General features: G+C 56.5%; 14 protein-coding genes. 6 read left to right on the top strand and 8 right to left on the bottom strand.

The features are described 5' to 3' along the window. From B3Y70_RS00810 to B3Y70_RS00800, 3 genes are all read right to left on the bottom strand, one after another. Positions 1–470, bottom strand: a 470-nt coding sequence (locus B3Y70_RS00810; RefSeq protein ID WP_288589072.1) for a DUF4442 domain-containing protein, incomplete at its 3' end; no start/stop codon positions are given. A gap of 120 nt (positions 471–590) precedes the next feature. After that, positions 591–1,172: a CPBP family intramembrane glutamic endopeptidase gene (locus B3Y70_RS00805; protein ID WP_273030272.1), complete on the bottom strand. Its 582-nt coding sequence runs from the start codon at positions 1,170–1,172 to the stop codon at positions 591–593. Between the two features lie 3 nt (positions 1,173–1,175). After that, positions 1,176–2,030 (bottom strand): crotonase/enoyl-CoA hydratase family protein, encoded by an 855-nt coding sequence (locus B3Y70_RS00800; protein ID WP_011785638.1) that lies wholly within the window; start codon positions 2,028–2,030, stop codon positions 1,176–1,178. 71 nt (positions 2,031–2,101) lie between these two features. On the opposite strand from B3Y70_RS00800, the gene B3Y70_RS00795 reads away from it, so the two are divergent. Next, positions 2,102–3,073, top strand: coding sequence for a ribonuclease Z (locus B3Y70_RS00795; RefSeq protein WP_273030276.1), 972 nt, complete (start codon positions 2,102–2,104; stop codon positions 3,071–3,073). On the opposite strand, the gene B3Y70_RS00790 is transcribed toward B3Y70_RS00795, so the two are convergent. Continuing rightward, positions 3,074–3,397: an antibiotic biosynthesis monooxygenase family protein gene (locus tag B3Y70_RS00790; RefSeq protein WP_022992939.1), complete on the bottom strand. Its 324-nt coding sequence runs from the start codon at positions 3,395–3,397 to the stop codon at positions 3,074–3,076. Between the two features lie 82 nt (positions 3,398–3,479). Here B3Y70_RS00790 and B3Y70_RS00785 point away from each other — a divergent pair, with 82 nt between their 5' ends. Next, positions 3,480–4,313, top strand: coding sequence for a zinc-dependent peptidase (locus B3Y70_RS00785; protein WP_278349965.1), 834 nt, complete (start codon positions 3,480–3,482; stop codon positions 4,311–4,313). 3 nt (positions 4,314–4,316) lie between these two features. On the opposite strand, the gene B3Y70_RS00780 is transcribed toward B3Y70_RS00785, so the two are convergent. Then, a complete protein-coding gene (locus tag B3Y70_RS00780) occupies positions 4,317–4,550 on the bottom strand; it encodes a hypothetical protein (RefSeq protein ID WP_219194215.1) in 234 nt (77 codons plus the stop codon). 24 nt (positions 4,551–4,574) lie between these two features. Between B3Y70_RS00780 and B3Y70_RS00775 the strand changes: the two genes are divergently transcribed. After that, complete coding sequence (locus tag B3Y70_RS00775) at positions 4,575–6,767, top strand: OsmC domain/YcaO domain-containing protein (RefSeq protein WP_286894195.1); 2,193 nt, start codon at positions 4,575–4,577, stop codon at positions 6,765–6,767. On the opposite strand, the gene B3Y70_RS00770 is transcribed toward B3Y70_RS00775, so the two are convergent. Continuing rightward, positions 6,758–7,657, bottom strand: coding sequence for a diacylglycerol/lipid kinase family protein (locus B3Y70_RS00770; protein ID WP_286894193.1), 900 nt, complete (start codon positions 7,655–7,657; stop codon positions 6,758–6,760). The two genes, B3Y70_RS00775 and B3Y70_RS00770, sit on opposite strands and share 10 nt — an antisense overlap. Before the next feature lie 82 nt (positions 7,658–7,739). On the opposite strand from B3Y70_RS00770, the gene B3Y70_RS00765 reads away from it, so the two are divergent. Together B3Y70_RS00765 and B3Y70_RS00760 are read left to right on the top strand one after the other, a co-directional pair. Further along, complete coding sequence (locus B3Y70_RS00765; protein WP_014420825.1) at positions 7,740–8,018, top strand: SelT/SelW/SelH family protein; 279 nt, start codon at positions 7,740–7,742, stop codon at positions 8,016–8,018. 140 nt (positions 8,019–8,158) lie between these two features. Continuing rightward, positions 8,159–8,902, top strand: a complete 744-nt coding sequence (locus tag B3Y70_RS00760; RefSeq protein ID WP_153741250.1) for a class I SAM-dependent DNA methyltransferase — start codon at positions 8,159–8,161, stop codon at positions 8,900–8,902. A 32-nt stretch (positions 8,903–8,934) separates the two neighbouring features. Here B3Y70_RS00760 and B3Y70_RS00755 read toward each other — a convergent pair whose 3' ends face one another. Next, complete coding sequence (locus B3Y70_RS00755) at positions 8,935–9,438, bottom strand: copper chaperone PCu(A)C (RefSeq protein WP_011785651.1); 504 nt, start codon at positions 9,436–9,438, stop codon at positions 8,935–8,937. 66 nt (positions 9,439–9,504) lie between these two features. Next, positions 9,505–11,811 carry a putative bifunctional diguanylate cyclase/phosphodiesterase gene (locus B3Y70_RS00750; RefSeq protein WP_273030282.1) on the bottom strand — a complete coding sequence of 769 codons (2,307 nt, stop codon included), beginning with the start codon at positions 11,809–11,811 and terminating at the stop codon, positions 9,505–9,507. A gap of 236 nt (positions 11,812–12,047) precedes the next feature. Here B3Y70_RS00750 and B3Y70_RS00745 point away from each other — a divergent pair. After that, positions 12,048–12,545: tellurite resistance TerB family protein (locus tag B3Y70_RS00745; protein WP_288589069.1), on the top strand; the 498-nt coding region annotated here is incomplete at its 3' end.

Here is a 12,545-nt window from a genome sequence, read left to right as displayed (position 1 = left end):
GCCGGCTTTCGCCTGACGTACAGCACCTTATGGACTCGGGCAACGACCGTTCCTGCCTCATCCACAACGTCGACATACCACTCCGGCAGGTACTTGTCGCCATCGGCGGTGGCTTCGCGTATTTCATCAAGACGCGCATCGGTCAGCTCGAAGCGGGCCTTTACCACGCCCTTGCCGGGGCGGATAAAATCAATACTCGCGGACTTGTCCCACACGATGTAATCGTTGCCCAGTCGGCGCATCAGCAACAGCATATACATTGGGTCAACCATGCTGTAGAGAGATCCGCCGAAGTGCGTGCCCACGTAGTTGGTGTTGTACCAGTGCTGACGCATTTCCACCGTTGCAGAGCTGAAGTCATCAACAATGTGAGTGACTTTAATACCCGCCCCCAGATAAGGGGCGAAAGTAGAGAGCACTCGGCGCAGAGCGCCGGCACTGGCAAACCAGCGGCGAATGGTTGAATTCATAGGAACATCCAAACGGTTGAGAATCAGCCTGAAAACTGCGTAGCTGGCTATCTTCTTACAGCCACACTGCATTTTCAACGAAAATTCATACGACCGTTTGAATTATTTAGACTGGAAGCATCAAGGTTTCACGCCGAACCACTGGGGATAGTTCAGCAGGCAGTACAGTGCGAGCATGTCATAAACCGCATGCCAGACCATCACCATGGGCAGGCTGCCCCAGAACTGGTAGGCACCACCAAGAATCAGTCCAAGACCCGTTGCCACCAGAAAATAGGTAAACGACACGTAGTGCACCAACCCGAACAACACAGAGGCCGCCAGCAAGGCTGTCCAGGGCCCGGTATGCTGCAGTAGCCAGCCCTGCACGGCACCACGAAACAACAGTTCTTCCCCCACCCCGGCGAGCAGGCACAAGGTCAGCAATACCGGCCAGCGATAACTCGCCGCGAAACGGTAAAGGGCCTGCATTTGCGAACCAAGATCATCAGGGAACAGCCAGGAGAGTTGAGTCAGCAGCAATAGCACAAGGTAGGTGGTGCCAGCGCCCAGGATTCCGTACAGCAGGATTTCCGGCAGATTCAGGCCATTCAGCATTAACGGAATATCGAACAGCCAGATCGCGAGCCAGCCTACCAAACCAATACCGCCCTGAAACAACAGGGCGGCGGTAGTGGATATAGTGGCGCGACCTTGGGCCATAACTCAGTTTTCGAACAAGCCCTTGACCGGGAACAGATCGTCGTAGGCGGGCGCCTGCTTCTGGGCCTTGGCCTGGAAGGATTTCATCATGTCCGTGGGGCGGAACATGCCAGACTGCCATGTGGCCATGTAGCGGAGGCTGTCTTCTACGCTGTGATCGCGGCTGAAGTTGATCATTTCCTTGCAGCCGGTCACCGCCAGCGGTGAATTGGCAGCGATCTGGGCGGCAATGGACATCACGCCCTCAAGCATCGCTTCCTGAGTCTCGTATACCGAGTTCACGAAACCCAGGCGATGAGCTTCTTCAGCACCGAACTTGCGGCCCGTGTAAGCCAGCTCACGCACCACGCCCTCAGGCATCAGTTTAGGCAGCCGCTGCAGCGTGCCCACATCAGCTGTCATGCCCAGCTCGGTTTCCTTGATGGTGAAATAGGCATCGGAGGTGCAATACCGGCTGTCAGCAGCGCATACCAGGTCCAGAGCCCCACCAATACAGCCCCCGTGCACCGCAGCCAGCACCGGCAGACGTACTTTCTCAAGAGAGCTCAGAGTATCCTGCAGCTGCAGTACGACTCTTCGCAGGTTCTCCGCCATACGGCCAGGATCACCACTCATGGGCACGGATTTCGGATCCGAGAACACGCCCAGATCCATGCCTGCGGAAAAGTGCTTCCCAGTCGAGGAGATCACAATCACCCGGGCATCGGTATTGGCTTCAATATCCTGAACGCAGCGCGGCAATTCCAGCCAGAATGCCTTGTTCATGGTATTCAGCGCCTCGGGGCGACTGAACTGAACATGGGCGATGTGGTCTTTTACTTCAATATTGAAACTTTCGTAGTTGGCGAGTTCAGACATGATGGATCCCGTATCATCTGAGAGCATGGTTTCGTATTATTAGGGTGCACATTACCGCGAAACGAGGCACGATGGAATTCACTTTCCTTGGCACATCGGCCGGAACACCAACCCGGTCACGCAACGTCACCGGCCTGGCGCTTTGCCTGTCGGGGCCCAAACCCTGGTATCTGGTGGACTGCGGTGAAGGCACCCAGCACCAGCTGATGCGCACACGGTATTCGGTGATGCAGTTGCGCGCCATTTTCATCACCCACATCCATGGTGACCATATCTTCGGGCTACCGGGCTTACTTACCAGCGCGTCCATGCTGGGTCGCACCGAGCCTCTGGACATCATTGCGCCGCCACAGGTACGCCGGTTTATCGATGCGGTCATCGAAAACAGTGACTCCAGCCTGAGTTATCCGTTGAACTTCACCAACTCGGAAGCTCCGGATTTTTACTGGCAGGATGACCATTTGGGCGTTACCAACGTGGCGCTTTCACACCGGGTACCTTGCCGGGCCTACGTATTCACAGAGCGCAATCTGGAACGTCAGCTGCAAAAGGAGAAACTGGTTGCTGATGGCATAGAGCCTGGCCCTCAATGGGGCGACCTGCAGAAAGGCAAAGATGTTCTACTGGATGATGGGCGCCTGCTGCGTAGCGACGATTACACTCACATTCCCAGAACCGCGCGAAAAATCATTGTCGGCGGTGACAACGACACCCCGGAACTGCTGAAAAATGCCTGCCAAGGCACCCACGTCTTGATTCACGAGGCCACCTACACCCAGGATGTCGCAGACCGGGTTGGCCCCTGGCCCCAACACAGCTCGGCGCAGCAGGTGGCCCGGTTCGCACAGGCAACGAAGCTGCCCAATCTGGTACTCACCCACTTCAGCTCCCGCTACCAATCGGCCCCGGGTGGCACACCGCACATCAATCAGCTTGCCGCCGAGGCGTTGCAGCATTACAAGGGCCACCTTTTCCTGGCCCGGGATTTTGACACCTACCGTCTGGAGAAAGACTTCCAGCTACACAAAGGTGATCACAGCTAATCAGTCGCTATTCTGGCCTGGCGGCAGTACCACCCATTCAGGGTCTTCAAATTCACCCAAAGGCCGAATCTCCACAAACGGAGCAGCGCTTTTAATGATCTCCGCGATCCTCGGGTCCTTCCGGGCATCCATGGCATCGCGGTCGGCCTTGCTGTCCCAGCTGGCGATAGCGATCAACTTGTTCGGCTCACCAATCTTTCGGTGTAGTTCGGTACCACGGGCACCGGGCGCCTGCTGAATCAGCTCACTGGCCCGGACCCAGGCATCGGCATACTCCTCAGCAGAGTGCCCGTCTTTCACCGTGACCTCGAAAATATACTTCATCGCATCCTCCTCACTCCTATGGATCTTCGTGGTTCGCTGAGCCTTGCGGTAGACTGGCCGGACATTCACAGGGAAGTCACCAATGTCCGCACCGCTTGTTTTTGCCATCGTCGCCATCGCCCTGATTGGTGGCTCACTGTTTTATTTGTTCTTCTACCGCAACTGGCGACGGCGGCGCGAACTGCAACAGCCCTTCCCTGTGTCCTGGAGGCACCACCTTCAGGATAACGTGCCGCTCTATAATCGGCTCTCCGACAGCCACAAAACCCGACTGGAGAATTTGGTTCAGCTCTTTATCTCGGAGAAGGAATTCTACGAATGTGCCGGTTTTGAAATCGATGACCGGGTGCGAGTGACCATTGCCGGCCATGCTTGCCTTTTACTGCTTGAACGCGGATTTTACGAATACGATGACGTCAAAAGCATCCTGGTCTATCCCGACATCTACCGGGTAAAGGACACCGAAAGCGATGGCCTGGTGGTCAGCGCCAGTGACGAAACCCGGGCCGGAGAGGCCTGGTCCCACGGCCGGGTAATTCTGGCCTGGAGCCAGTGTGAACAAGCCATCGCCAATCCTCATGGCCCGCACAATGTGATTCTCCATGAATTCGCCCATCAGCTGGACTACCTGGATGGCACTGCGGACGGTGCGCCACCACTGAGTGGCGATGACGCTGCACGCTGGCAGGAAACCATGACCGAAGCCTGGGACCACCTGCAGCATCGGCTGGAACACCACCACAAACCCTGGCTCGATCCCTACGGCGCCACCGAGCCGGCCGAGTTTTTCGCGGTGCTGACCGAGGCCTTCTACCAACAACCGCAGCACTTGAAACGTGAACAACCTGACGTCTACGCTGCCCTGTGCCGTTTTTACCGGATCGACCCGGAGCACATGCGTGCCTGCGAGCCTTGATGATCAGCCGCCTAGGCCGTTTCCCTTGACGCCGAGACGATCCAGGTAAAGATGCAGCTCTTCCTCGCTGATATTCACGTATTCCAGTACCCGGCCATAGAGCATCACGGTAGGCACATTACGCCCGCCTAACTCCTTCTGGGTCTCACTCAGGACGTAAAGTATCGTCCGTTCCGTTTTTGTGAGACCATCCCGCGCATCGGGGATTACCTCGTCTATTCCGCGTAAACTGCTCATATTTCTGAATCCGGTAAGCTGCCCATGGAAATCAAAGTCAATTATCTCGACAACCTGAGGCTTGAGGCCAAGTTTGACGATTTTACCGTCGTCTCAGACCAGCCCGTCCGCTACAAAGGCGATGGCTCGGCGCCCGGCCCGTTTGACTACTTCCTGGCCTCATCTGCCATGTGCGCGGCTTACTTTGTAAAGGTTTACTGCAACGCCCGGGATATTCCCACAGATAACATCCGCCTGTCGCAGAACAACATTGTAGACCCGGAAAACCGCTACAAGCAGATTTTCAAGATTCAGGTGGAACTGCCGGAAGACATTTCGGACAAGGACCGCCAGGGCATCATCCGCTCCATCGACCGTTGCACCGTTAAAAAAGTGGTGCAAACCGGCCCGGATTTCCAGATTGAAGTGGTGGAAAACCTGGACGAAGACGCTCAGGCCCTGCTCACCGCCGCCCCCGGCGGCGACGGCAACACCTATATTGAGGGCAAGGATCTGCCCCTGGAGCAGACCATTGCCAACATGACCGGCATCCTCTCAGATCTGGGCATGAAGATCGAGATTGCCTCCTGGCGCAACATTGTTCCCCACGTGTGGTCTCTGCACGTGCGCGACACCGCGGCCCACATGTGCTTCACCAACGGCAAGGGTGCCACCAAGGAAGCCGCCCTGTGTTCGGCCCTGGGTGAGTTTATAGAGCGGCTGAACTGCAACTTCTTCTACAACGACCAGTACTTCGGCCAGGACATCGCCAACAGCGAGTTCGTGCACTACCCGAACGAAAAATGGTTCCAGCCAGGCCCGGAAGGCGAGTTGCCGGACGGCATTCTGGATGACTACTGCCTGAAGATTTTCAATCCGGACGGCGAACTGCTGGGCACGCACCTGTTCGACACCAACTCGGGCACGCCCGAGCGTGGTATCTGCAGCATTCCGTATGTGCGTCAGTCAGACGGAGAGACAGTTTACTTCCCCTCCAACCTGATCGAGAACCTGTACCTGAGCAACGGCATGAGCGCCGGTAATACCCTGCAGGAAGCGCAGGTACAGTGCCTGTCAGAAATCTTCGAACGGGCAGTCAAGAAAGAGATCATTGAGAACGAAATCGCCCTGCCGGATGTTCCCGAGAGCGTGTTGGCCAAGTACCCGGAGATTGTCGAAGGTATCAAGGCCCTGGAAGAGCAGGGCTTTCCGGTACTGGTGAAAGATGCCTCCCTGGGCGGTCAGTTTCCGGTGATGTGCGTCACCCTGATGAACCCCAAAACCGGCGGTGTGTTTGCTTCCTTCGGTGCACACCCCAGCTTCCACGTTGCCCTGGAACGCAGTCTGACCGAGCTGCTGCAGGGTCGCAGCTTTGAAGGTCTGAACGACCTGCCGGCGCCCACCTTCAACTCCATGGCGGTGACCGAGCCCAATAACTACGTTGAACACTTTATCGATTCCAGCGGCGTGGTGTCCTGGCGCTTCTTCAGCGCAAAATCCGACTACGATTTTGTGGAATGGGATTTCTCAGGCAGCAACGAAGAAGAAGCCGACACCCTGTTCGGCATCCTCGCGGACATGGGCAAGGAATGCTACATGGCGGTGTTCGAAGACCTCGGCGCTCCGGTCTGTCGAATCCTGGTGCCGGGCTATTCCGAGGTGTATCCGGTGGAAGACCTGGTGTGGGACAACACCAACATGGCCCTGGAATTCCGCGAAGACATCCTCAACCTGCACCGTTTGAGTGAAGAAGAACTGGCCGATCTGGTACAGCGCCTGGAAGAGGCCGAGCTGGATGTATACATGACCATCGTCACCCTCACCGGCATCGAATTCGATGAAAACACCGTATGGGGCCAGCTCACCATTCTGGAACTGAAACTGCTGATCTACCTGGCACTGGGCGAGCTTGAAGAGGCCCAGGAGCTGGTGGAGATGTTCCTGCAATTCAATGACAACACCGTTGAGCGCGGCCTGTTCTACCAGGCTATGAACGCGGCCCTGGAAGCCACGCTGAACGACGAACTGGAGCTGGATGATTACCTCTACAACTTCCGCCGTATGTTTGGCGACCCGGTGATGGATGCGGTGGTCGGGTCTATTGAGGGGTCGGTGCGCTTCTTTGGCCTGGAAGAAACCGGCATGGACCTGCGAGGTCTGGACCGGCACCTGAAGATGATCGAGAGCTACAAGAAGCTGCACGCGGCCAGGGCCCGCAAAGCCGGCGTTCAACGGTAAGCATTGGCCGTCTGATCCCCCGTGTGAACTACCTGCTTGCCAATCACCCGAATGGCCCCTGGCCGGCAGGTCGCCCTAAACGGGGTTTTGCCGGCCACGTCGCCATCCACCGTTACCGTCTTGGCGCGGGTGGTTTCTACGTGGCACCACTTGCCCTTGATCTGGATGACGGTACTGGTTCGGCGCGGCGTCTTGCGATTCAGGCGTACCATCAGAAATGCAAGTAACAGCTGCGGCAATGGGCGTGGTTTAACGGCAATCACATCCAGCAAGCCGTCATTGGCGGAAGCCTCCGGTATTTCGTGGCCGCCGCCGAAATAGGCACCCGTGGCAACTGCAATGGATAGCCAGCGGCCATCCAGGGTGGAGCGATCCGTGCGGATACGTGCGTGAAACCCCCGCTGGGCGCCCAGCTGCCGGAAAAGCGTGGCAACGTAGCTGAATTGTCCAAGGAACTTTTTAGTAGGCGAACTGGCCTGGCGCGAAGGTAGGGTGCCCAGGCCAATGTGGGCCACGTTGAGATAGATGCGGTCATCAAACTCCGCCACATCAATCATCTCGGTGCTACCGTCCGCCACCAGACGGGCCACCTCTGCCGGTTCAGACGGAATACCCAGGTTGCGAGCAAAATCATTAGCGGTTCCCGAGGGAAGAACCGCGAGAGTCGCGCCGGTGCGCAGGCAAAGTCCGGCCACACCGTTCACAGTGCCATCCCCACCCGCGGCCAACAATACGTCGTTGCCAGTCACCAGGCGCAGCCACTGTTCAGCCTCATCCAGCCTGCATTCGGTTACGTTCTCGATTCCCTGCTCGCGCAGATGCGGCAACCAGAAATCCGCATCCCGGCAGCCATCACCGGAACCAGGGCTATCCACCAGCCAATACGCCATATCATTCCCTCTGGAGAAAGAAACTGTCCCCTTCATTTGATAGCATGGCTGATCGATTTCTTCATGCAGGAAGCATTACCGTATGGCAACGCGCATTACTCTCCATTACTGCACTGGCTGTAACTGGATGCTGAGATCCGCCTGGATGGCGCAGGAACTGCTGACCACCTTCGACGGCATGGTCGACGAGCTCACATTGAAACCCGGCTCCGGCGGCATCTTTGAAGTCTGGGTAAACGATACCCGAATCTGGTCCCGCAAGGAGCAAGGGGGCTTCCCCGATATCAAGCAACTGAAACAGCTGGTGCGGGATCAGATTGCCCCGGAGCACTCACTGGGGCACTCAGACAAGCCGGTGTAGTACATCTACGAGGGTGGCTACCCGCTCCCGCATCTTTTCGCTACCATACGCCACCCTCAAAACGCCCGCCCGCTGCGCCAGGCCCGTCTGCAGCTGCTGTTCGCCAGAGGTGATCCAGTTGACCCTGCAGAGGCTTTCCCTTGTCCATCAATGCCTTATATACCGACTTGTCGGGCTACTACGATCTGATGTGTGCCGATATCGATTACCCTGCCCAGAGTCTTGGGGTACAGCGGTTACATCAGCTATTCGGCAATGGCGGCAAGCGTCATCTGGATCTGGCCTGTGGTACCGGGCCGCACATCCGGCATTTCCTGAACCTTGGTTACCAGTGCGAAGGGCTGGATATTAATCAGCCCATGCTGGATGTAGCCCAACAGCGTTGCCCGGAAGCCGTCTTCAGTGTTCAGGATATGTGCGAATTCAGGTTTGATAATCCATTTGATCTGATTACCTGCTTCCTGTACTCCATTCATTACAGCGATGGTATCGAGAAGCTCCAGGGCTGTATCGAAAGCGCCTACCGGGCGTTATCAGCCAACGGATTGTTCTGTTTCAATGCCGTAGACAAGACCCGAATCAACAACAATCTGTATGTCTGTCACTCCGCCCGGCACGATGGCAGTGAGTTTACCTTTCGGTCTGGCTGGCATTACGTTGGCGGTGGTGAACGGCAGTCGCTCCGGCTGAGCATTGATCGCACCACCAACGGCATCAGTGAATCCTGGCAGGATGAGCACCCCATGGTAGCACTGAGCTTTCGGGAGCTGGCCACCCTGTTGCAGCCCTGGTTTGACGTGACCATCTTCGAGCACGACTACGAACGCATCTTGCCCTGGGATGGCGAATCCGGAAACGCACTGTTTGTCTGCGTAAAGCGTTGAGCGTTACCGGATTTCGCTGAGAAGAATAGTGGTTAGTGCTTCATGCCGGCGTGGTCGTTCATCGCCGGGGCACCGTCAAGGGGGCGCACCATCAGTTCAATATTCAGGTCTTCGGCACCATCAAAATCCAGTCTTACCGGAACTTTCTCGCCCTCAACTAGGGGCTCAGGCAGCCTTTCAAGCATCAGGTGATAACTGTGAGGTTTTAACTCCACGGTTTTGCCGGCGGGTATCAGAAGACCACCATCTACCGGCTGCATACGCATGACACCCTCATGCATGGAAGTTTCGTGAATCGAAACGTTGCCGGCTCTAGGGGTTTCTGCGCCCACCAGGGTGATGGCCTGTTCACTGTGGTTGGTGATCGCCATATAGCCCACACCCATGGGCGTACCCGGCGGTGTTGGCCGACTCCAGGGCTGATTGATCTGTATCGGATGGCTCTGGTGGTCGTTACCGTGTGCGTGATCGGCGGCAAATGCGGCCGGGGCGAACAGGGCTGCGCCCAATGCCAGAGCAATCAGGGGTTGTTTCATTCGGCGTTCCTTGTTTTCTGACAAATATCACTACTGTAGCGGCCGGCTCCGACCACTTCAAAGCCATCAGGAGCGACGAATGGTCGCAGGGATATTGTCCGTGTTTGCCGTGTCAGTGAGCACCTGACGAACGTCTGCCATAGGCACCGGCCGGCTGAAATAGTAACCCTGGAAGCGCAGGCAGCCCATTTTGATCAAGGCCTGGGCCTGAGCCTGCTCTTCTACACCCTCAGCGATCAGACTCATGTTGTGGCTGCGGGCAATGGCGACGATGCTGCGCACCATATTGGCGGCTTTTTCATCTTCAACAATACCGTCCACAAAGCTTTTGTCGATTTTAAGCTCATCCAGAGGTAACTGGCGCAGCAGGCTGAGGGAAGAATAGCCGGTTCCGAAATCATCCATGGCCAGGCGTATACCGTGGCTTCTCAGGTCGCAGATAGTTTGCAGCACCTGATCGAAATTGCCCATGAACAGCGTTTCGGTAATCTCCAGAACCAGAGAGGACGGCGAGACATCGTGGGTTTTCAAGGCGTTCAATACTGTATCCACGAAGCCTGGCTGGCAGAACTGAATCACCGAGATGTTGATGGCCAGATCCAGCGGCTGTTTCACCTTGTCTATCAATTGCCGGAATTCCCTCAGGCTGGTGTCCAGCACGAAGTTACCCAGAGGAATCATCAGGCCGCTTTTCTCGGCCACATCCACGAATTCTGCCGGCGAAACGAATCCCAACTCTTCATCCTGCCAGCGCACCAAAGCCTCCAGACCAATGGTTTCGCCTGCATCGTTCACCTGCGGTTGGTACACCATATAGAGAGCATGAGAGGCCAGGCCATAGCGCAGCCTCTGTTCCACGTTCAGCCGCCGTAGATAAGCGGTTTCCATTTCTGCCTTGTAGACGCAGACGGCATTCCGGCTTTGTTTGGCCTCATACAACGCCAGGTGGGCACTACGAATCAGCTTGCTGAGGGAGTCTCCGTCTTCGGGGTACCGGGCCACCCCGACACTCGCGCCCACCTGCAGACGAAGCCGGCCCACTTCGAAGATTTGGGCCAGATCTTCTACCAGTGCCCGGCAGGCATCGGTCAACGAGGGGATGTTGGTATTGGGGGTAACGATGGCGAATTCATCGCTCCCGAGCCTCGCCAGATCGTCGTGTCGTTCCGCCAACCGCTCAAGTCTTCGCCCAAATTCCACCAGGGTGTGATCCCCGTACTCCAGCCCAAAGCGGTCATTGATGCCACTGAAGTTATCAATGTTGATCACCACCAGACTGAACGGCCTCGCCTGAGAAAGCCTGCCTTCCAATCGATCCAGGAGCCCGGCGCGGTTTAACAGGCCGGTGAGATCGTCATGTCGAGCCCGGTACAGCAACTCTTCCCGACGCTCTCCCTCGGCACGATCAATAACCCGGAACAACAGGTAGAGCAACCAGGCACCCAGTACAAAGCCAATCACGTAGGGTACGAGGGTACCCATAAAATCGCGGTAAAGAGGGGCAAAACGCGTCTCGGACACTGTCCAGATCTGATACCGAGCGTCGAAGGTGGCGGCTGTCAGATAATCTCGCTGGTCGCGGGTCATATGAAAAGAAACCGCCTCCGGACTGGCCATGATATCGGCCATGGTCTTTCCGGTTCCCTCCTCGAAATCACGCCGCTGTGCGCTCAAACGCTCCTCGTTGACCTGCGAGGCAGAATATCGCTCAGGCGTTGCGCCCTCTCGCGACATAAACTGGACGTATTTGTCTGCCTCCCGAAACAGGATGACACTGTCCTCGGGACCATCGTGCAGATCCTGCCCAAGAACTGAACCTTCGGCACCGATCTTCAGTCCGGCCGTCATTACTGCAACCACAGAACCATCGTCCGCTCGCAAGGCCTTTCGTATCGGGATCAACCAGGCACCGAGCGCATCCATATAATAAGTACGCCCTACCACCATCACATCCGACTCAAGGGCTTGCCTGAAACCTTCTGCGGTACTGGGGTTCTCCAGGAGATTGGGCAGGCGGCTGGTGTCCATATTGGTGCTGATACGAACCAGCGTGCCGTCCGGGCGAGCCAGGCCAAAACCTACGAGGGCCGGGTTAACCGAAAGGATATTGTCCAATAAAGGCATTTCCCTCCGCTCTTCCAGCGGTTCGCCACTGTCGAGGAGTTCGCGCCCCACGACATCAAGCACCAGCTCCTGAGTCCGGAACAGACTGTGAACGGATTGGGATATGAGCTCAGCTCTGGACAATTGATGCGCAGTTTCATCAGACAGGGTCTCCCGCCAGCGCTGCTGGAGAGACACCCCTAAAAGCGCAACGCCGACGATTACGATCAGAAAATACAGCGTCCAGATATTGCTTTTCAGAGCCGCCAAGTAGTCAGTCCATTTGTCCCGGTGAATGGGTTAATTTCGCTAACCATGATTATAGGATGACGTTGCAAATACGCACCCTGTTTTGACACAACCTTACCAAAAAAGATGATGCCAAAAGGAACTTTGCCGTCGTTATCCAGACAATCTGTTCATCTGGCGTTCATGCCGGATAGGGTTTACTGAGGCTAGAATCAAAATCAAAGCCAACGGCAACCAGGCGGAAAAGGAGCCAGACAATGAATGTAATGTCAGTGCTGAACCAGATCATGAACCAGGCCCAGGGCGGTCAGTCCCGCCAGGGCAGCCAGGGTGGAATGGACGTAAACCAGATGATGGGCAACCTTGGCAGCCAACTGTCCGGAGGTAAAGGCGGCAGTGGCATTGATGTAAAAAGCCTGTTGGGTGGCGGAGCACTGGGATTGATGCTGGGCTCCAAGCGTGGCCGCAAAATGGGCGGCAAGGCACTGAAGTATGGCGCCCTGGCCGGTGTCGGCGTACTGGCATGGAAAGCCTATCAAAACTACCAGAGCACCAATCAGGGCCAGGCACAGCCCGCCCCGGTGCAACAGGGCCAGCCCCTTGAGCAGTTGCAGGGAGCTGACCAGGAGCGTCGTGGACTGGAAATTCTCCAGGCCATGATTATGGCCGCCCGCGCCGATGGCCATATCGATGCCAATGAAAGACAACTACTGACTCAGGAGATCGAGCGGCTGGGCCCGGACGACGAACTCCAG

It is taken from the genome of Marinobacter sp. UBA5687, assembly GCF_002420325.1.
GTDB lineage: Bacteria > Pseudomonadota > Gammaproteobacteria > Pseudomonadales > Oleiphilaceae > Marinobacter > Marinobacter nauticus.
This window is presented reverse-complemented; position numbering and strand designations above follow the sequence as displayed.